This window comes from Chromatiaceae bacterium (assembly GCA_024235395.1).
Lineage (GTDB): Bacteria > Pseudomonadota > Gammaproteobacteria > Chromatiales > Chromatiaceae > Thiosocius.
Genome location: JACKMK010000003.1, coordinates 199072 through 219360, shown reverse-complemented (window position 1 = coordinate 219360; position 20289 = coordinate 199072). Strand labels below are relative to the sequence as shown.

At 64.4% G+C, this 20289-nt stretch carries 16 protein-coding genes; 9 read left to right on the top strand and 7 right to left on the bottom strand.

Features of this window, described 5'->3' with window-relative positions:
* Positions 1-392 precede the first annotated feature (392 nt).
* From aprB to H6955_14350, 3 genes are all read left to right on the top strand, one after another.
* Entirely contained in the window at positions 393-860 is a 468-nt protein-coding gene (gene aprB, locus H6955_14360; GenBank protein ID MCP5314738.1) for an adenylyl-sulfate reductase subunit beta, read from the top strand.
* A gap of 47 nt (positions 861-907) precedes the next feature.
* Positions 908-2911 (top strand): adenylyl-sulfate reductase subunit alpha, encoded by a 2004-nt coding sequence (locus H6955_14355; protein ID MCP5314737.1) that lies wholly within the window; start codon positions 908-910, stop codon positions 2909-2911.
* 243 nt (positions 2912-3154) lie between these two features.
* The gene (locus H6955_14350; protein ID MCP5314736.1) at positions 3155-4054 is read left to right on the top strand and encodes a YkgJ family cysteine cluster protein; all 900 of its coding nucleotides are present in this window, start codon (positions 3155-3157) and stop codon (positions 4052-4054) included.
* Between the two features lie 103 nt (positions 4055-4157).
* On the opposite strand, the gene H6955_14345 is transcribed toward H6955_14350, so the two are convergent.
* The 7 genes from H6955_14345 to H6955_14315 form a co-directional block, all read right to left on the bottom strand.
* On the bottom strand, positions 4158-4448 hold the full coding sequence (locus H6955_14345; GenBank protein ID MCP5314735.1) for a hypothetical protein: 291 nt from the start codon (positions 4446-4448) through the stop codon (positions 4158-4160).
* Between the two features lie 124 nt (positions 4449-4572).
* Positions 4573-4962 (bottom strand): sulfur globule protein CV1, encoded by a 390-nt coding sequence (locus tag H6955_14340; GenBank protein MCP5314734.1) that lies wholly within the window; start codon positions 4960-4962, stop codon positions 4573-4575.
* Between the two features lie 296 nt (positions 4963-5258).
* Positions 5259-6023 carry a phosphate ABC transporter substrate-binding protein gene (locus tag H6955_14335; GenBank protein ID MCP5314733.1) on the bottom strand — a complete coding sequence of 255 codons (765 nt, stop codon included), beginning with the start codon at positions 6021-6023 and terminating at the stop codon, positions 5259-5261.
* Positions 6024-6468: 445 nt separating this feature from the next.
* The gene (locus H6955_14330; protein MCP5314732.1) at positions 6469-7368 is read right to left on the bottom strand and encodes a CoB--CoM heterodisulfide reductase iron-sulfur subunit B family protein; all 900 of its coding nucleotides are present in this window, start codon (positions 7366-7368) and stop codon (positions 6469-6471) included.
* 15 nt (positions 7369-7383) lie between these two features.
* The gene (locus H6955_14325) at positions 7384-8004 is read right to left on the bottom strand and encodes a 4Fe-4S dicluster domain-containing protein (GenBank protein ID MCP5314731.1); all 621 of its coding nucleotides are present in this window, start codon (positions 8002-8004) and stop codon (positions 7384-7386) included.
* A 12-nt stretch (positions 8005-8016) separates the two neighbouring features.
* A complete protein-coding gene (locus H6955_14320) occupies positions 8017-10308 on the bottom strand; it encodes a hydrogenase iron-sulfur subunit (protein ID MCP5314730.1) in 2292 nt (763 codons plus the stop codon).
* A 3-nt stretch (positions 10309-10311) separates the two neighbouring features.
* Positions 10312-11592 carry a CoB--CoM heterodisulfide reductase iron-sulfur subunit A family protein gene (locus tag H6955_14315; GenBank protein MCP5314729.1) on the bottom strand — a complete coding sequence of 427 codons (1281 nt, stop codon included), beginning with the start codon at positions 11590-11592 and terminating at the stop codon, positions 10312-10314.
* 353 nt (positions 11593-11945) lie between these two features.
* On the opposite strand from H6955_14315, the gene H6955_14310 reads away from it, so the two are divergent.
* The 6 genes from H6955_14310 (at position 11946) to H6955_14285 (ending at position 20165) form a co-directional block, all read left to right on the top strand.
* Positions 11946-12761 (top strand): CbbQ/NirQ/NorQ/GpvN family protein, encoded by an 816-nt coding sequence (locus H6955_14310; GenBank protein ID MCP5314728.1) that lies wholly within the window; start codon positions 11946-11948, stop codon positions 12759-12761.
* Between the two features lie 173 nt (positions 12762-12934).
* Positions 12935-13393 (top strand): prepilin-type N-terminal cleavage/methylation domain-containing protein, encoded by a 459-nt coding sequence (locus tag H6955_14305; protein MCP5314727.1) that lies wholly within the window; start codon positions 12935-12937, stop codon positions 13391-13393.
* Between the two features lie 4 nt (positions 13394-13397).
* Entirely contained in the window at positions 13398-16229 is a 2832-nt protein-coding gene (locus H6955_14300; protein MCP5314726.1) for an EAL domain-containing protein, read from the top strand.
* A 211-nt stretch (positions 16230-16440) separates the two neighbouring features.
* Entirely contained in the window at positions 16441-16845 is a 405-nt protein-coding gene (locus H6955_14295; GenBank protein ID MCP5314725.1) for a prepilin-type N-terminal cleavage/methylation domain-containing protein, read from the top strand.
* 196 nt (positions 16846-17041) lie between these two features.
* The gene (locus H6955_14290; GenBank protein MCP5314724.1) at positions 17042-17905 is read left to right on the top strand and encodes an alpha/beta fold hydrolase; all 864 of its coding nucleotides are present in this window, start codon (positions 17042-17044) and stop codon (positions 17903-17905) included.
* Positions 17898-20165 (top strand): EAL domain-containing protein, encoded by a 2268-nt coding sequence (locus H6955_14285; GenBank protein MCP5314723.1) that lies wholly within the window; start codon positions 17898-17900, stop codon positions 20163-20165. Before H6955_14290 ends, H6955_14285 begins: the two co-directional genes overlap by 8 nt.
* Positions 20166-20289 lie beyond the last annotated feature (124 nt).

The window sequence follows — 20289 nt, the reverse complement described above, 5'->3', positions numbered from 1 at the left end:
ACTGATACGGCGTCGATCGCGCCAAGCTGGCCCGCTCAGCCCCGGGGTCGGCGATAAAAAACGAAGTAGAAACAGTCGGTTAATTAGCTGTATTAGAAAAAGAAATAAGGCTAATTTATGCCTGCCGGCCGTAAAACTGTTTGGCCTTTTTTCCCTGCGCTCACTATGTTTACCCACCCCGAGGCCCGGCCGGGCGCCTGCGCGTGAAGACGAGCACGTACCTGACCTGGCAAGTCATCGGCTATCCGGAAGCCGGGTTGCCAGACAGCAGGGCCGAACCGACAGAAGTTTTCGGGTGAGTCCGGTGGACCGCTTCCGGATCACTTCTTAGAGAAATTTGTCGCCCCCGGGCGGCGTCAACACTGCAGTGTAAACCTCAGGAGAAACCATCGATGCCTACATTCGTACGTACCGATAAGTGCGATGGCTGTAAGGGCCAGGACAAGACGGCGTGCATGTATATCTGCCCGCACGATCTGATGAAACTGGACAAGGACGGTTCTGAGACCGGCCATGCCATGAAGTCGTACAACCAGGAGCCGGAGCAGTGCTGGGAGTGCTACTCCTGCATCAAGATCTGCCCGCAGAACGCCATCGAAGCGCGTCCGTACGCAGACATCGTGCCGCTGGGTGCCTCTGTGCAGCCGCTGCGTGGTACCGACTCGATCATGTGGACCATCAAGTTCCGCAACGGCACCATGAAGCGCTTCAAGTTCCCGATCCGCACCACCCCGGAAGGCTCCATCGATCCTTACGGTGGCAAGCCGGCCGCTGACATCAGCAAGATCGGTGAAAACAAGTTTTTCGTCGAAGCAAACGGCTACCGCGCTGGCGATCCGAGCGAACTGATCGCGAAGTAATCGCGCTCCGCACGGAATCAAGAGATTTAGGTAAAGAGGTATAAACAATGGCTGAATTTGGTAAACCAGACGTCGTCGAAGAAGAGGTAGACATCCTCATCATCGGCGGTGGCATGGCTGCGTGCGGTACCGGTTACGAGATCGGTCCGTGGCTCGACGCTGCCAAGGCGCAGGGCGTCGACATCAAAGTCAAGCTGGTCGACAAGGCCGCTATGGACCGCTCGGGCGCCGTCGCCCAGGGTCTTTCCGCAATCAACACCTACATCGGTTCGGAGCAGGACCCGGCGGACTACGCCCGCATGGTCTCGAACGACCTGATGGGTATCACCCGCGACGACCTGGCCTACGACCTGGGCCGTCACGTCGACGAGTCGGTGCACCTGTTCGAAGAGTGGGGCCTGCCGATCTGGAAGACCGACGAGAACGGTGAGCGTCACGACGGTTCGAAGGGCATGACCCCGCTGAAGGACGGCGGCAAGCCGGTCCGCTCGGGCAAGTGGCAGATCATGATCAACGGCGAATCCTACAAGTGGATCGTCGCCGAGGCCGCGAAGAAGGCACTGGGTACCGACCGTATCCAGGAGCGCGTCTTCATCGTCAAGCTGGTCAACGACAAGAACGACAAGAACCGCATCGCCGGTGCTGTCGGCTTCTCGACCCGCGACCACAAGCTGTTCGTCTACAAGTGCAAGGCTGCCCTGCTGGTCGCCGGTGGCTGTGTGAACATCTTCCGTCCGCGTTCGGTCGGTGAAGGCCAGGGCCGTGCCTGGTACCCGGTGTGGAACGCAGGCTCGACCTACGCGATGGCCGCAGAAGCCGGCGCCGAGCTGACCATGATGGAAAACCGCTTCGTACCGACCCGTTTCAAAGACGGCTACGGTCCGGTCGGCGCATGGTTCCTGCTGTTCAAATCGCAGGCCACCAACGCCTTCGGCGAAGTCTACATGCAGCGCAACAAGGAGATGCTGGAAGACTATCCTCCGTATGGTCTGGCCAAGGTTCCGGCTTCCTGCCTGCGTAACCACCTGATGCTGAAAGAGATGCGTGAAGGTCGCGGTCCGATCTGGATGGACACCGTCACCGCTCTGGCGAATCTGCGTGAAACCCTGTCGCCGCGTGAGGTCAAGCACCTCGAAGCCGAGGCATGGGAAGACTTCCTCGACATGTGTATCGGCCAGTGCGGTATCTGGGCGGGTGAGAACATCGAGCCGGAGAAGAAGAACTCCGAGCTGATGCCGACCGAGCCGTACCTGCTGGGTTCGCACTCGGGCTGCTGCGGCATCTGGGCATCGGGCCCGACCGACGTCGGCGCTCCGACCAGCGAAGAGCATCCGGAAAAGGACAAGATCCCGGGTCACCTGCCGGAAGGCTGGAACTGGGGCTACCGTGGCATGACCACCGTCCAGGGTCTGTTCACCGCCGGTGACGGCGTGGGCGCGTCCGGCCACAAGTTCTCGTCCGGTTCGCACGCCGAAGGCCGTATGTGTGCCAAGTCCATGGTCAAGTTCGTCATGGACAACAAGGATTGGAAACCGGAGCTCGACACCGACGTCGACACCCTGATCGAAGAGATCTACCGTCCGGTCCGTAACTTCCTTGAGCACAAGGACTACACCACCGCGATCGACGTCAACCCGAACTACATCACTCCGCGCATGCTGCAGTTCCGTCTGCAGAAGATCATGGACGAGTATGTAGCCGGCGTTGCCACCTACTACACCACCAACGAGCACATGCTCGCACTGGCGGAGCAGAAGCTGGAAATGCTGAAGGAAGACGCCCTCAAGATGCGTGCGAAGGACCTCCACGAGCTGCTGCGCGCGTGGGAGAACTATCACCGCATCCTGACCGCGGAAGCTCACATGAAGCACATCCAGTTCCGTGAAGAATCCCGCTACCCGGGCTTCTACTACCGCATGGACAAAAACTTCGTCGACGAAGAAAACTGGCACTGCTTCGTGAACTCCGTCTACGACAAAGAGTCGAAGCAGTGGACCTGCTTCAAGCGCGCCCACAAGGATCTGGTCGACAAGTCGAAGCTGTTCAAGTAATCATCGCTTGACAGTCTGATGACTGATTGGCCGGGCACCGCAAGGTGCCCGGCTTTTTCGTTTTCGGGCCCGCCTCCGGCGGGTGGACTGCGGCGCCGTACCGCCGACCATCGCCGACGCGCCGCTCTGTCTGCAAGAAGATCAGAAAAACCTTATAATCACCGCCCCTTGCGCCCCGGGGCCCTGCGCTAACGTTCCAGGGTGGGCCAGAAGATACGGCGTTGCGCGCCGAGGACAGATGCCATGAGCGACGAGAAATTCGACATTCCCGACCAGTTCGCCAGTCCCGCCATACCGGCGGTACTGACCGAAGACAGCGTCATCCAGTTCAGGTGCTACAAGGGCATCTCGTGTTTCAATGCCTGCTGCAGACACGCAGACGTGACCCTCGCGCCCTACGACGTGCTGCGGCTGCAGAAGCGCCTCGGCATGAATTCCGAGGAGTTCCTCAAGGCGCACACGGTACCCTTCCAGCTCGACGCCGACGGCGTACCGGGCGTGAAACTGCGCACCGACAACGACGGCGCCTGCCTGTTCCTCGATGGCGACAACGGCTGCAGCGTGTATGAGGACCGCCCGACCGTGTGTCGCTACTATCCGGTCGCGTTGCTGAACATGCGCGAGAAAGACACCTACGAGGCCAAGCAGCAGTACTCGCTGATCCGTGAGGCGCACTGCAAGGGGCACGAAGAGGCGCGCGAGATAACGGTCGGCGAATACCGCAAGGAACAGGGCGTCGAGGAATACGACGCGTTGAACAAGAGTTGGTACGAACTGATCCTGAAGAAGAAGTCCGGCGGTCCCGGTGTCGGCAAGCCGAACGAGATGAGCCTGCAGCTGTTTTTCATGGCCTCGTTCAATTTCGACATGCTGCGGCGCTTCGTCCTCAGTGACAATTTCAAGGCGACCTACAATCTGCCCGCCGAGACCTACGCCGAGGTTGCCGAAGACGACATCGCATTGATGAAGCTCGGGAATCGCCTGATGCGTCAGGCCTTGTTCGGTGAAAAGACCATACCGGAGAACGCCGGCGCCTGGGACAAGCGCGTCGAGGAGCGGAAAGAGGTCTGGGAGGCGCGTGCCAAGGCCGAGATCGAGGCACGCAATGCCAAGCTCGAGGATCAGATGCGCGACGAGACCTGACGCCCGCCTGCCGTTCCGGACTCAACGACCGCGGTCACGGCCGCGGTTTTTTTGTGTCCGGCATCCGCCCGGGTCTCCCGGAGCCGTGTGCGATCCGGGATGTTCAGGTATTCGTGATCTCGCGTCGATGCCGCCAGATGCGGATGAACGGGGCGCCGATCGACAGCAGCAGCACCAGCATCGCCAGTGACAGCCGACCCTGGCTCACCAGCGAGATCACGATCGCGAAGGCCGCCAGCATCGACCAGGTCGAGTCGATCAGCGCCTGGCGAATCATCCGGCGGCGCACGGCTTCCGGTTCCCGTCCGGTGATGAACAGCACCAGCACCGGCAGCAGATAGTGCAGCGGCGCATAGAACGCGGCGATGATGATCCAGACAATGATGTCGTCCACGCGAGATCCTGCGGCAGGGTCGGTCATCCGGGCCCGATGATGACACAAAGACCCCGCACCCCCGGGAGGGATGCGGAGTCAGGCGATCATGCCCACCCCGGGCGCGGGGTGGACAGAAACGCGATCACTTCTTGGTTTCGGTCTTGCTGGACGTGGTCGGAGCGACCGCGCGCGGCGCGTAGCCCCAACCGCCGTAATAGGGACGTCCGCCCCAGCCGCCATAGTAGGGATAGCCGCCGCCATAGCCCCACGGACGGCCGCCCCAGCCGCCGTAATAGGGATAGCCCCCGCCATAGCCCCAGGGGCCGCCGCCCCAGCCACCGTAGTAGGGGTAACCGCCGTAGCCCCAGGGGCCGCCGCCACCCCAGCCGTTGCCACCGAAGAATTCTTCCATCCAGTAGCGCGGGTCCCAGGGGTCGTACGGATTCCAGCCGCCGCCCCACCAGGCGGACGCGTTGCCTGCTGCGGCCAGCAGAACGCCAGCCAACAGCGCGAGCAGGGTCTTTCTGTTCATGATCCTCTCCCTTCTGTGCCAACAATATAAGTATAGGCTAATTTACTTTTTACCTAAACTTCGCGTCCGGCTGTTTGAGAGACGTCAACTAGAGGGCATTTCGAAACATCGCCGCGCCAACGCAGTGCAGGAGGGCGCCGCCAATTTGGATCGCGGGCATAGACCGCAAACGAGGGCGGTCGAGGCCGGCGTTGCCGGATCGCCGCAAAGAAAAATGCCATGGACGGCATTTCTCGAAGGCCGCTCCAGGCCGAAAACGCCCGGTGTGCCGCCCCGGACGGGCCATCGCCCCGGTGTCAGGGGTTGGCCGCCGTGCGCGCCGCGCGCCGCTGTTCGCGTTGCTTGTGGACCAGGCGCAGCGCCTCCAGGTAGGGCACGCTGCCCTGGTTGCGGATGATCTCCCGGCCGGCCCTCGAATGCGCGAAGTCGACAAACCGCTTCACCTCGGCACTGCGCTCGCCGGTTGGATTGACGGCGATGTAGAGGGGGCGGTACAGCAGGTACTCGCCGCTGCGTACCGTGTCGTAGTTCGGCTCCTTGCCCTCGAGATTCAGCATGCGCACATTGCGTTTCCTCGCGCTGCTGATGCCGGTGACGCCGATGGCCGCGACGTTCTGCTCGACCGCCTTCTCCAGCGGGCCCGTCGAAGGAAACACCTTGGTCGCGGCGAACTCGTGATTCGCATCGGCGAACACCAGCTCGCGGAGCGTCAGGCCCACACCCGAGATCTTGCCCTTGCGCACCATCACTTCGATACGGCGGTCGGGGCCGCCCAGCTCGCGCCAGTTCGCAATCCTGCCGTCGTAGATGTCTCGGATCTGCTCCAGCGTGATGTCCTTGACCGGGTTGTCCGGGTGGACGATCACCACGAGGGCGTCCCAGGCAACCGGAACCAGCTGGGCCGTCGACTCCTCGGTACTGTCGAACAGCTTTGGCCGACAGGTGCCGCCCATGTCGACAGTTTTGTCGCTAATGCGTCGAATACCCTTTGTCGCGCCGCCGCCCTCGAGTATGACCTCGACGCCATATTTGCGCTGGTACTCCGCCGCCAACTCGGCCATGAAGGCCTTTTTCGTGATGCCGCAGCCGGCCCAGACCAGGGGCGCAGTGGCCGCTGCGCCGGTGCGAACGACACAGGACAGCATCAGGATGCCGAGCCAGAAAGCGAATCTGTTCATGTCAGGCCCCCTTGGTCAGTGCGAAGAGACGCGCCGCAGACCCCAGTGTCCCAGCCGCCCGAATGTATCCCATCGGCGTAGAAACGCCAAAATTTAGGTCGATTTTTTGGGACCGGATACCCGACTGTGACGCAGTTGGCAGAAGCATGCGATGCGCAGTCCGGTGGACCGCTGGGGGCAGGGTGGCCGGGTCGCGGGGCGGGTGTCCCGGCCCTGCCGTGGGGGCGGCGTGGACCGGGCAAAGAAAAAGCCACTCGACGTGGCTTCTTCTTCGGACACCCGACCCCGAAGGGTCGGGCAGTTCGTTCGGCATCGATTCCGGGAGATTTTACTTCGCCGCGAGTTCCTCGAGCTGTTTCGCCGGGATCACCTGCCCGTCCAGCGCCGCATCCTTGGCCGAGCGGCCATAGGCCACCGACATCAACGTCGAGTAGTACACCACCGGCATCTTGAACTTGGTACCGTAGGTGGCGTTGATCTGGTCCTGATAGACCTCGACGTTCATCTGGCAGACCGGGCAGGGCGTGACGATCATGTCGGCGCCATGGTCGTAGGCCGCCTCAATGATGCCTTTGATCATCGCCTGCGACTTCTCCGGCTCCGAGAATGCCAGCGCGCCGCCGCAGCATTGCACCTTCTTCTCGTAGGTCGGGACCGAATCGCCGCCGAGCGTCTCGACCAGCTTGTCGAGATACTTCGGGTTCTCGTAGCTCTCGCCGGAGATGCCGAACGGCCGGTTGGTCTGACAGCCGACATAGCCGGCGATCTTGATGCCTTCGAGCGGTTTCTTGACCTTGGCGCCGATAGCGTCATAGCCGATGTCCTCGATAAGGACTTCCGCCATGTGCTTGATCGGGGTCTCGTTCTTGAGTTTCAGGCCGGCCTCGGCGAGCGCCGTGTTGGCCTCGGCGAGCAGGCCCTGGTCGTGCTGCAGACGCTCCTGGGTCTCGCGCGTGGCGAGCCAGCAGGCGGCGCAGGTCGCCACGATCTCCTGGCCCGGGTTGTGTTCTTCAGACAGCGCGATATTGCGCGCCGACAACGCCAGGCGCGGCAGCTCGCCGCCACCGGCATAGCCGATCGATGCCGAACAGCAGTTCCAGTCCGGGATCTCGTTCAGCTGGATGTCCAGCTCCTCGCACATGGTCTGCACCGAGACCAGGTAGTTCGATGAGGATGCACCCTTCTGAGAGGAGCATCCGGGGTAAAAAGAATATTCACGTTTTGCCATGGATACCTACTCCTCTCAACCGCCGTGCTTGGCGATACGGGCGTCTTCGAGTTCCTGGGCCTTCTGGATCATCTTCTGCAGGCCGGAGACGTCTTTGACCGAGTGACCGCCGAAAAACTCCATCGGGTTGAGGCGCTTGGCCTTCCACATTGCCAGCCCGATGTCTTTGTTCTTCAGTGCGGTCTTCATGCCTTCGCCAACCTTGAAGTACAGGTCGATCCCGAGCTTGAGCTCGTTCACACGACCCTTCTTCATCAGGTTGTCCCAGAACAGCTGGGCGAATTTCGCCGTCGGCTGTTCCTTCGGCACTATCCCCAGGCGTTTCGCGTAGTGCGCCAGGCCATGCATGATGTGGGTGATCGGCAGTTCGCGCGGGCAGCGCACGATGCAGTTGTAGCAGGAGGTGCACATCCACATCGAGTCCGAGGTCAGCACCTCGTCACGCTTGCCGGCGCGGATCATCATGAAGATCTTCTGCGGTGTGTGTTCCCAGGCGTTGCCCAGCGGGCAGGAGCCGGCGCACACGCCGCACTGCATGCACATCTTGACCCATTCGCCTTCTTCGACGTTCGCCTCAACCTCCCCGAGGAAGCTGTTGCGATATTTTTCGATCATCGCGGTGTTCATATCGCTCATGACGGACCTCGCTTAGAACTTGAACGGGCTCATGCCCACTTTCTCGACGACCTCTTCCATCTCCTTGATCAGGCGCGGTGCGCGCTCGATATCGGTGATGGCGACCTCGTGCACGACCACGCGCTCGGGTTCGAGGTTCAGCGTCGACAGGGTATCGCCGACCTTGGCCATGCGTTCCGCCGCCATGGTCGAGCCGCGCACGAAGTGACACTGGTAGTCGTCGCCGCGCTGGCAGCCCATCATCACGATGCCGTCGTAACCGCTGTTCATCGCGTCGGTGACCCATGACAGCGAGACCGAGCCGAGACAGCGGACCGGGATCACGCGCGCCCAGGGGCTGATCTCCTGGCCACTCATCGCGGCCTGGTCGAGTGCCGGATAGGCATCGTTCTCGCAGGCCATGACCAGGATGCGGGGCTTCTCGGAGAACTCGTCCGGGATATCGACGTTCTTGATCTGCTGGCCGACCGAGTCGATCGAGTAGTTCTCGAACGAGATCACGCGCACCGGGCAGGCGCCCATGCAGGTGCCGCAGCGACGGCAGCGCGACTCGTTGAACATCGGATAACGCTGCTCGTCCTCGTTGATCGCGCCGAAGGGGCATTCCACGGTGCAGCGTTTGCACTGGGTGCAGCCCTCTTTGCGGAACTTCGGGTACGACAGGTCGCCGACACGCGGATGTGCGGCCGAACCCTGTCCGGCGTTGACCGCCGCCTGGATCGCCTTCATCGCGGCACCGGTCGCATCGTCCTGGGCCTGCCTGATGTCCATCGGGCGACGCACCGGGCCGGCGGCGTAGATGCCGGTACGACGCGTCTCGTACGGGAAGCAGATGAAGTGCGAATCGGTGAAGCCCCACTTCAGCTGCGGCAGATCGGTACCCTGGCGGTAATCCAGGTTGAGGATCGAGTCGACGCTGACCGCGGTCTCGCGTGCACTGTTGTCGGCCGCCTTCTCCTCGTCGCTCATGCCTTCCTGCGATTCGCTGGTGGCATACGGGTCCGGCCCGGAGTTCGGCACCATGCCGAGGTCGAGTACCACCAGGTCGGCTTCGAGATTGACGTCCTCGTCCAGGATCAGGTCCTTGAAGTTGACCGTCGCACCGTTGCCGGCGCTGGTCACCTCGTTCACCTTGCCCTTGGAGAAGATCACCATCTGTTGCTGACCGGAGCGGTAGAAGTCCTCGCCGGCGGCACCCGGGGTGCGTAGGTTGTCGAACAACACCGTGGTATCGCAGTCCTTGCCGTTCTGCGCCTTGAAGTACATCGCCTGCTTGATCGAGATGAGGTCGCCGATCCCGGAGTGGTAGGGCAGGTGACCCTCGGCGGTCGACGCCTGGCCGGCGTTCTGCACGAACACCACCGACTTGACCTCTTTGCCATCCGACGGGCGCTTGATCGGGCCGTCGCCGGCCGCCTTGGCCAGCGCCTCGAGTTCGACGTTGGTCACGACATCGGCATTGCCCGAGCCCAGGTACGCGAGCCCGGAAGGATCGAACGCCTTCCAGCCGGAGGCCTGGATCACGGCGCCGAAGTTCTCGGTGGACGTACCGCCGGACTCGGTGGTGATGTCCGCCGAGAAGCGGCCCGGCGCGCCGGAAGTCTTGGTGACGGTGCTGTTCAGGTGAACCGTGATCAGCTCGTTGGCCTCGACCGCCGCGATCATCTGGTCTACATCGTTGTCGAGCGGCAGCGGCAGGTCGACATTGGTGCCGTTCGTTACGCCCGCGGCCGCGGCACGGTACGGGATGCGCTTGTGCCACTGCGCGGCCCAGCCGCCGAGCGCGCCGGTCTTCTCGACGATGTGCACCGGGAAGCCGGCCGCAGCGGACTCCAGTGCGGCGGTCATGCCGGTCACGCCACCGCCGACGACCAGGATGTGCTTGTTGAGCGGCTGCTCACCCGACATCGACGGCTTGTTCATGTACTTGACCTCGGCGCAGGCCATGCGGATGTAGTCGTCCGCCATCTCCTGCGTGGTCTCCTGGTGCTCGTCGGAATCCGGGCGTGACCAGATCACGCCCTCGCGCAGGTTCGCGCGCGACATCGCGACGTCGGGGAAGCTGAACGCCTCGACCTTGGCGCGCCGCGAGCAGGCGGCGATCATGATGTGGGTGGCGCCGTCGTTGTCGATCGCGTCACGGATCATCTGCACGCCTTCCTTGCTGCACAGCATCTCGTGCTGCTGGCAGGTGGCCATCTTGCCGTCACGCTTCGCGGTGGATTCCAGCTGGGCGGCGTCGAGACGCTCGCCAATGCCGCAGCCGGTGCAGATGAAGCCGGCGAATTTCTTGTCGTCTGCCATGGGTTAAGCCTCCGCTCTGGCAACGCGGTTGACGACCTGAATGGCCTTCAGGGCGGCACCGGTTGCGTGCTGTACTGCGCGGTTCACATCCAGGGCATCGGATGCCGAACCCGCGGCGAACACACCGCCGTTGGCGGCGTCGGGCTCGATGAAGCCCTCGCGGTTGATCACGATCTCGACCGGGAAATCGCCTTTGGCGACCGACGGCTCCATGCCGGTCGCGAGCACGACCAGGTCGTGCGGGTTGGCGTAGCGGTGATAACCCTCGGTGTCGACACCGTGGCACACCGGGTTGTCTTCCTTGTCGGCGATGATGTTCGCGACCTTCGACTTGACGAACGAGACGTTGTCCATCGCACGCACGCGCGCATAGAAATCCTCGAAACGGTCGATCGCGCGGATGTCGATGTAATAAATGGTGACCTTCGCGTCGTCGTAGGCATCGACCACGTAGTGGGTCTGCTTCAGCGAGGCCATGCAGCAGATGCGCGAGCAGTGGTACAGGTGGTTGCGGTCACGCGAACCGGCGCACTGGATGAAGGCGACGTTCTTCGCCTCCTTGCCGTCGCTGGGGCGCAGGATCTTGCCGCCGGTCGGCCCCTTGGGGTCGGCCATGCGCTCGAATTCGACGTTGGTGATCACGTTCGGGAAGCGGTCGTAGCCGTACGGCTGGATCTTCGCCGCGTCGTAGGGCTTCCAGCCGGTCGCCCAGATCACCGCGCCCGCCGGGAACTTGATCTCGCGCTCCTGCATGTCGAGGTCGACGGCGTTGTATTTGCAGGCGTCCTTGGCCTTCTGCGCGTCGTCCGTGCCGATGATGCGCGGGTCGATCACGTACTGCATCGGGTGCGCCATCACGTGCGGCAGGTAGGCGCCCTTGCGCTTCGACATGCCGTAGTTGTACTCGTCGTCGAACTCGGCCTCGACGACCTTGGCGCAGTCGCCGCAGCCGGTGCAGTTGTCGTTGACATAGCGCGGGGACAGCTTGACGGTCGCGGTATAGGCGCCGGCCTCACCCTCGATGCCGGTCACCTCGGCCATCGTCAGGATGGTCAGGTTCGGGTTCATCTTGGCGCGGCGCTGGTTGATCTCCAGCCCGCAGGTCGGGTGGCACAGTTTCGGGAAGTACTTGTACAGCTGGCTGACGCGCCCTCCCAGGTAGGGACGCTTTTCGACCAGCACGACCTTTTTCCCGGTCTCGGCGGCCTCGAGTGCGGCAGTCATGCCGCTGATGCCGCCACCGACGACGAGAATGGTCTCGTTGGTGGCTACGACTTCCGTCATGGATAGTCCTCCGTCGCGGATAGTGATGAATCTCGTTCGTCCGCAGGCACCGGATGGGCGCCTGCGGCAGAAGGCCCCGTGGGGCCGGGAATTCGTCTCGACGGCCCGCGCGCAAGCCTCCGCGCTAGGCCGATTTCAGGGACCGACAACGATACTCCCGTTGCCTGACTATCGCTATGCACAAACAATCGAATTTTCCGATGCACTAATAAATAAGGTTCGCGGCCACGCGTGCCCTGCCGACCGCGTCCGGCGGTGCGACGCCCCCAGCCGCCGCGGGGTTGCGCGGGCCGCAAAGGCTGGTAGCCTGCGCGCTCGTGGCCGGGCCATGCCGGGCGCCGCAAACTGCCTCGATCGGGAACGCCAGCGCATTGAAAACCGAAGAAAATTTCATCACCGAGGAACCCTACTACGAGCCGGTCGGCGACGAGATCGCGGTGTTCGATGCCGCCTACCGCAACCAGTTGCCGGTGTTGCTCAAGGGGCCGACCGGCTGCGGCAAGACGCGCTTCATGGAGCACATGGCGTGGCGCCTGCAGCGCCCGCTGATCACCGTCTCCTGCCACGACGACCTGACCGCGTCCGACCTGGTCGGGCGTTTTCTCGTGAAGGGCGGCGAGACAACCTGGGTCGACGGGCCGCTGGCACGCGCGGTGCGAACCGGCGCGATCTGTTACCTCGACGAGGTGGTCGAGGCGCGCAAGGACACCACGGTCGTGATCCATCCGCTGGCCGACGACCGGCGGGAGCTGCCGATGGAGAAGACCGGCGAACTGCTCCGGGCCGCGCCGGGATTCGCGCTGGCGATGTCCTACAACCCCGGCTACCAGTCGGTGCTCAAGGACCTCAAGCAATCGACCCGGCAGCGCTTCGTCGCGCTGGAGTTCGACTACCCCGAGGTGCGGCTCGAACAGCAGATCATCCAGCGCGAGGCGTCGATCGATGCCGAGCAGGCGGCGCGGCTGGTCAAATTCGCCCACATGACCCGCAATCTCAAGGGCCAGGGGCTCGACGAGGGGGCCTCGACCCGCCTGCTGGTGCACGCCGCCAAGCTGATCCACGCCGGGGTCGATCCGGTGGTCGCGTGCCGCGCCGCGGTTGCGCAGGCGCTGACCGACGACCGCGACATGCTGACCGCGGTCAACGAACTGTCCGCGTCGCTGTTCTGAGCGACGCCCCGTCACGGCGGCGCCCTGTCGCCGGATACCCTTCAGAAACCCGTGGCCGGGGCCGATAGCCGAGCTATATGCCGTGCCCTGCCGCGGTCGCTCGACAGGATTTCGATTCCTGGCGGCGTCGCCGGCAGGCGGGGCGTTTGCGCACGAGCCACGGATACCCTCGCATGTTCCGACACCGACAGACCGGGTTCACCCTGATCGAGCTGATGCTCGCGGTCGCGATCCTCGCAATTCTCTCGGCGATCGCGATCCCCTTCTACCGTGGCTACGTGAACGAGGGGCATATCGGCACGGCCATCCAGGACATCCGCCAGATCGAGCTGATCCTCACCGACCTGTACCTCGACAACCGGCCGCCGGCGACGCTGGCCGCGGCCGGTATCAACATGGCCGACCCCTGGGGCAACCCGTACCAGTATCTGTGGATCCGCAACAACCCGGCACCGGGACTGAACGGCAAGCGCCGGCGCGACAAGTCGATGAACCCGGTGAACTCCGACTACGACCTGTACAGCATGGGCGCCGACGGCGAGACCTCGCCGCAATTCACCGGAAAGAAGGCTCGCGACGACATCGTGCGCGCCAACGACGGCGACTTCGTCGGCCTCGCCGAGGACCACTAGCGGCATGCTGGGGCGACTGGTCGATGTCTGGCGGTCGAGCGTTGCGCGGCGCATCCTGCTGTCGTTCGTCATCGCCGCCGCGATCCCGCTGACGGTGCTCGCCGGCAGCGCCTACCTGATGGTCGTCGACCAGCTGCAGGAGCGCGCGCTGCGCGACGCCCACCGCCTGGCGCGCGACGTCGGCATGTCGATCTATGACCGCCTGCGTTTCGTCTCCGACGAGCTGCAGATCCTTGGCCCCCTGTATGCCGACGCCTCGGCGATCGTACCGGACGTCGGCCGACTCGACCTCGAAGACCGCGTGCTGGGGTTCTTTCGGGCGAGCCCGAACGGCGTGGTCACCGGCGCCCTGCCGGTCACCGAGGTCGAGCGCACGACGATCACACGTGCGGTCGCGACCGCCGACCGTGCGCTACCACTGCTGCTGACGATCGGTGAGCCGGCCCGGCAACGCGCGCTGCTGCTGGTCGCGACGAGTGACCGGCGCGGTGACCCGGCATGGATCGGCGCCGAGTTGAGGATGCAGCATCTGTGGGATACCACCGGTGTCGCCGGGCGCGCCGAGTCGGTCTGTGTGCTCGGTCCGCAGCAGTTGCCGGTGTACTGCAACCGGGCCGGTTATGCCGCCTGGCTCGAACAGGCACACGGCCTGATTGCCGAGCGCGGCCGCCCGCGGGCACTGCATCCCGCGCGGAGCGAGCCGGTGATGACCGCGGTCTGGTCGTTGTTTCTCAAGCCCCACTACCAACTCGAACGCTGGAGTGTCGTCTCCGGGGTGCCCGAATCGATCGCGCTGGCCTCGGTGGTGATGTTCGACCGGATATTCTTCGGCGCCGCGCTGGTCGCGTTGGCGCTGGCATTCATCCTCGGCAGCCGTATGGTGCGCGGCAACCTGGAACCGCTGGCGCGCCTGACAAGCGCGACCAGGGAGCTGGCCAACGGGCAGTTCGCGCACCGCGTACAACTGAACTCGGGCGACGAGTTCCAGCACCTGGGCGATGCATTCGACAACATGGCCGGTCAGATCGGCGCCCAGTTCACCGAACTGACCATCCTTGAACGGCTCGATCGCGAACTGCAGGGCGCACCGACCGTCGAGGCCGCCCTGGACGTCGCCGCCGAGTGTCTCGGCGAGTTGATCGGTCCGGGACGCGGTGCCTTCGTCTGCCAGGAACGCTGGCACGCCGCCGGCACCCTGTGGTGCCGGGACTTCGGCGATCACACCGCGGTCGAGGCCTGCGAGGCCCCGGTCGATCTGGCCGGCGATGCGCGCAGTGCATCGGCCGACCTCGCCACGGCATTCAACGACTTCATACGCCAGCGCTTTGGCGCCCTGGGCGGGGCCGACCTGCGCCTGTTTCCGGTCACGTCCTCGGACAACGTCGCGGCGAAGATCATCGTGCGCGGGCAGGGTTCCGACGATGCGATGCAGGTCGGCCGCGTGGCCGACATACTCGGCATCACCCTGGGCAAGCTGGTACTCGAGCGACGCCTGTACCACCAGGCGAACCACGACTGGTTGAGCGGCCTGCCCAACCGGCAGCGCCTCGAGGCGTTGTTCGACGAGTGGGTGGCCGCGAACCAGACCGGGCAACAGCCGATCGGCCTGCTGGCGGTCGGGGTCGACCGCTTCAAGCAGATCAACGACTCGCTCGGTCACTCGGGAGGCGACCAGTTGCTCACCGAGCTCGGGGCGCGGCTGCGCGAGATGCTGCCGCCGCCGTGCGTGGTTGGTCGTCTCGAAGGCGACCAGTTCCTGGTGATGCTGAGCGGCAACGACCTGACCGACCTGCTGAAGCGCCTGCACACCCAGGCCGAGGTGGTCACGCGAGAACTCGATCGGCCCTTCGTCACCGGTCTGCGCGACGTGCGCCTGACGGCGACCATGAGTGCGGCGGTCTTTCCACGCGACGGCGCCAACTTCGATGGGATGCTGCAGAGCCTGGACGCCGCGCGCTACGCGGCGAAGAATGCACGCCGCGGGCGGCTGTTGTTCTTCTCGCCCGAGATGCGCGACGCGATCGCCGGTCGTATGGAGGTCGAGCAGGCGCTCAAGGGGGCGATCGACAACGGTGAACTGGTGCTGCACTACCAGCCGGTCGTGGATGCGCACCGACGGCGTGTGCGCAGCGCCGAGGCGCTGATGCGCTGGCAGCGACCCGGCGTGGGGCTGGTGATGCCCGGCGGCTTCATCGAGGTCGCCGAACAGAGCGGGCTGATCGCCGGCATGGGCGCCTGGGCGATCAACGAGGTCTGCCGGCAGACGCGCGAATGGCTCGACCTGGGGCTGCAGGTGGACACCATCACGGTGAACGTCTCCAGCCTGCAGCTGTCCAGCGACGACATCGAACAACAGGTGGCGAAGGCGCTGCGCGACAACGGCCTGCCGCCCGAGCGACTCACGCTGGAGGTCACCGAGACCGCGCTGATCGGCCAGTTCGACGCGGGCGTCGAGCGCCTGCGGCGCCTGCGCGGGCTCGGCGTGCGCGTGCTGATCGACGATTTCGGGACCGGCTACGCCTCGCTCAAGTACCTCAAGATGCTGCCGGTCGACGGCCTCAAGATCGACCGCCTGTTCGTCAAGGACCTGCCGGAGAGCGCGCCGGACGAGGCGATCGTCACCGCGGTCGTCAGCCTGGCGCGCGCGGCCAACTTGAAACTGGTCGCCGAGGGCATCGAGACCGAGGCCCAGGCCGAGTGCCTGTTCGAAGCGGGCGTGCCATTCCTGCAGGGTTTCCTGTTCGACAAGGCGCTGCCGGCCGATGCATTCCGGGAAAAGGTGCTCGCCGAACAGGTGCTTCGGGGGCGCGGCGCCTCGGCGCTCGCCGGGGGCTAGTGGGCCAGGTGGACAATGGTCCGCTGCCCCCACTAGGCAGCCCATGCCTGAAGCGGCCGGTGTGTGAACCGTGCACGCATCGCGGTGCAAAGATTCGGGCGGGTGGGCCGCTCAACTTGTGGTGAAGGCGCGTTTGAAAGGATATGTTGGCTAAGGAAAACGGCGCCGTCGTCCGCGACGGCCCTCCCGGGAGAAGCAACGCATGGTACGCATGACACAACGCGGGTTCACGCTGATCGAACTGATGCTGGCAGTCGCGATCCTCTCGATCCTTGCGGCGATCGCGATTCCCATCTATCGGGGCTTCGTCGGCGAGGCGCGATATGGCACCGCGATCGAGGATATCCGCCAGATGCAGTTGATCCTCGACGACCTCGCGATCGATCGTAACCTCGCGCGGCTGGATGGCGACAACACCGCCGAACTCGGTGTCTATCAGCAGGCCGGGGGCGCGCTCGCACTGGCCGCCGCGGCACCGGCCGGCGCCACCGCGTGGAACGACCCCTGGGGTCGGATCTACCGCTACCAGCGGCCCGACGCCGCGACGCAGGTCTATGTCCTGTTCAGCCAGGGCCCGGATGCCGGCGACCCGGCCGACGACGTCACCAAGGACTGACACGAGGCCCGCGGCCGGTGCGGCGGGCGTCCTGACAACCCCTCCCGTCCGTTGCCACGAACACCCTTCGTACGGATCGCGTTAGGATCGTATTTCGCAAAGATGGCTTGATCGGGATTCTGACCCGTGTCCAATTTTCAAAATTAGGCTATCTTTTGGTGACTTAGAAAATACTCCTAAAAAACCAGGGGAACTGGTGGCGATAAATGCGCTGATTTTCGGGCTGCTATTGCAACTAGCGGTGCAGCCGGCCGTTGCGGGCAGTGCGCGTATGCACCTCGACGTCGCCCCCGGCGTGGTCGCCGAGGCCGAATACTGGCCCGGCAGCGCCGATCGCGCCGCGATCCTCGTGCTACATGGCTTCCTGCAGACCCACGATTTTCCGACGGTCCGCCGACTCGCGGAGGCGCTGGCCGACGAGGGTTACAACGTCCTGTTGCCCACTCTCAGCCTGGGCGTCGATCGTCGCCGTCAGAGCCTGCCCTGCGAGGCGATCCACCTGCACTCCCTGGAGGCGGATGTCGCGGAGCTGGCGGCCTGGAGCCGCTGGCTGGTCGAGCGTGCCGGCAAGCCGCCGGTGCTGATCGGGCACAGCGTCGGGGGCGTGCAACTGACGGCGCTGCTCGATACCCATCGCGAGCTGCAGTTCGCCGGGCTGATCCTGATCAGCCTCGCGGAATTCGATGCCGAACAGAATCCTGAGCAACTGGCCAGTCTGCGTGCGCGTGCGACGGCCGATCTCGCCCGCGACCCGAACGCCGTGGCCGCGTATGCGCTGAGCTATTGCAAACGCTACGTGACCACCCCGGCCGGCCTGCTGTCCTATCTCGCGTGGGACAGCGCGCGCCTGCAGGACGTGCTGTTGCGTCTGAATCAACCGGTGACGGTGATCTTCGGTCTGTCGGACGATCGCATCGACGCGGCCTGGCTGGCGTCGTTGGGCGACGCCGGTGTCGCCCTGCGGGCGGTCTCCGGTGCCGACCATTTCTTCTCGTCAACGTATGAGTTCGACCTCCTGGACGAGGTGCTGGACGCATTGTCGGAGGTAGCCCATGGCTGAAGGGCGTCACGGGCTGTCGATCGGCGCCTATGCACTGATCATGGTGTTGCTGGTGCTGGCCGCGCTCGGCAGCTACGCGGTGTTCACCTACAGCGAGTTTCAGCGGGTCAAGGCCGACATGCAGGCCACCAGCCATGCGGCCGCGCGCGACGAGATCCTGGTCGCGATGGACCAGCTGCTGCGCGAGGCCGAGGAGACCGCGGAGCGTTTCGCCGCCTGGGAGGAGGTGGGCCAGCAGTTGCGCGTGTCGCGCTACTACGCCTACTGGCGCAACAACCGCATGCTCAATTCGAGCTATCTGCCGGCAACGGTGGTCGGTGCGGAGATCTACGACGGCAGCGGCGAGGTGCTCGCACAGCTGACCGATGGCAGTCTGCCGGCGCGGGTCGCGATCCCCCCACCGCCCAGCTATGTCGATTATTCGACCGTCGCACCGACGTTGCTGATCTACCGCCCGGTGCCGGGGGCCGAAGCGGATGCGGCGCCGCGCGGTTTCGTCGGCCTGCGTGTCGAGTTCCTGCAGCGCCTGCGTGACGGCTTCGCCTATCGCTACGCGAATGCGCAGAGCATCGGGTTCACCCAGACGGAGGCGCGCACGCTGACGTGGAGTGATCTGCGCGAGCACCTGCAGTTCTCGCTGCGCGAGAACCCGATGGGTGACGTGGTGTCCGATCTGCTGTCGGGTGCGATCCTGAACCTCAGCATCATGCTCGGCATCTTCTCGCTGACGCTGTTCCCGACCCTGGTGTACCTGATCGTTCGTCCGTTGCGGGCCATCTCGACGCACATCGACCGTCTCAAGGACAGCCCCGGGGGGCTGATACTCGAAAACCTCGCGGGTATCCTGCCGATCGCCGAGACCGAAAAGATCCGTGCGTCGCTGAATGCCTACCAGAGCCAGCTGCTCGACGTGCACAGCAGCCTCGAGGAGAAGAGCCAGGAACTGTGGGAGATGGCGCACCACGATGCGCTGACCGGCGCCAGGAACCGGCGCGCCTTCGACGAGTTCATGCACAATCTCCCGCAGGCCCTGGGTGAGCGCGATGTGGGCGTGTGTTTCGCGCTGTTCGACGTCAATCATTTCAAGGCGATCAACGACACCTACGGTCACAGCATCGGCGACCAGGTGCTCAAGGTGATCGCCGGTCGCATCAGCTCGGTGCTGCGGCGGGGCGAGGAACTGTTCCGTATCGGTGGTGACGAGTTTGCGGTGGTGTTGCTCGACTGTGACGAGTCGTCGGCGCTGCGCATCGCCGAACGCTGCCATGAAAAGATCGTCGGGTACGACTTCAGCAAGCTGGGCATCCGCGAGCCGCTGCGCATCAGCGCCGGCCTGGCGAATGCACGCATCGACGACCTCGACGACCTGCAGACGCTGCAGTGGAAGGCGGATGTCGCGATGTACCGTGCGAAGCGCCCGGGGCACGCGAACGTGGTGATGTTCAGCGAGGCGCTGGCGCGCGACTCGGCCGGCCTGTTCTCGAGCTGGGTGAACACCGCGGTGTATGACGCGGTCATCTACGGCAAGGGTCTGCTGATGCACTACCAGCCGATCGTCGACCTCGCCGATGGCAAGGTCTGCCACTACGAGGCCCTGGTGCGCATCGCCCAGGACGGTGAGCTGATCCATCCATCGAACATCTTCCCGGTCGTCGAGGCGCGGCGTCTCGAGGTCGAACTCGACCGTGCGGTGCTACGTTGCGTGCTCTCCGACCTCGCCGCCGGCAAGGTCCGTCCGGGTACCGGTGTGGCGATCAACCTGTCCGGACCGACCCTGATCCACGATCAGGTATGCACCTGGCTCGGCGAGTTTGCGCCCTTCCTGAAAGACTTCCGGGTGATGATCGAGGTCACCGAGACCGCGTTGATCACCCAGATCGGCCTGGCCAACGACAACCTTACGCGGCTGCGGCAGCGCGGTTTCGAGGTGGCTCTGGACGACTTCGGCAGCGGTTATTCGTCGGTGCGCTATCTGACCAGCATGCCGGTCGACGTGGTCAAGTTCGACATCAGCCTGGTGCAGGGCCTGGAGGATCGCAGCCATGGCAACATGGTGACCCACCTCGCACAGATCATCCTCGAGGCCGGCCACGAACTGGTCGCCGAAGGCATCGAGGATGCCGCGACGCTGGCCGCGGTGCGGGCAGCCGGTTTCCAGCGTGGCCAGGGCTATCTGATGGGCATGCCGACCGAAAAGGCCGGATTGACCCGGGTCGCGTTCGACAATGTCGCGCAGTTTCCCGGCGACCGCCGCGCCTGAGGGAGCGTCGCGGCAACGCCCAATCCGGCGCAATCCACGCGGTTGATTCGTCGCCCCACGGCGTTTAGCGTCGTCGGACAGGACCCAGCCACCGTCGCCCCCGGGCGTGCGGCGGTCACGCCGG